Annotated in this window: 1 protein-coding gene; it reads left to right on the forward strand. The window is 56.0% G+C overall.

Annotation, left to right across the window (positions count from 1 at the left end; translation table 11 throughout):
* The first annotated feature begins 260 nt into the window (after nucleotides 1-260).
* Nucleotides 261-494 carry a hypothetical protein gene (locus tag AC3DEV_RS16735; RefSeq protein ID WP_488372822.1) on the forward strand — a complete coding sequence of 78 codons (234 nt, stop codon included), beginning with the start codon at nucleotides 261-263 and terminating at the stop codon, nucleotides 492-494.
* Nucleotides 495-523 lie beyond the last annotated feature (29 nt).

The following is a 523-nucleotide window of genomic DNA, read 5'->3' on the forward strand; positions in this document are numbered from 1 at the left end:
GGAGCAGTCCAGCCGCTGCGTAGTTCCGGCCTGAATACGCCATCCTGTGAGTAGGCAACTTCCTCACAGCGGTCCCGTCTGGGGCTGGGGCGGGCGAAGGAGCGTGATACAGTGTCACGGTGTGGGTTCGCCGAAGAGAGTAAACCACACTTGCGATCGACCATACTTCGGGACGGTCTTCAGATCGCGATTTCCTCGGATTTCACCGTCCGGGGAAGTTGCTTTTCTCCCACCATCGAACAATCTTCAGGATGCCTAGAATGAGCTACACACTCGACCAGTTCACGGAACCACAGATCGACGCGATGCAAGCCGTGTTTGATCTGCACGAGATGATTGATACCGGGCTGACGATTGGCGACATGTTGACAATCATGCGAGTCGCAATCGAAGACGGCCAAGAAAAGGTCTTCGTGTCTCTGCTGATGGCGATGACTGCCGCCAAGATGCTTGCGAACGAACGACGCGAAGCAATCGGAAAACCGCCACTGTAACCCACAGGCGGCCGTTCTGATTCGGCCAT

The sequence above is a fragment of the Dietzia sp. IBK-p2-15D genome, assembly GCF_057773105.1.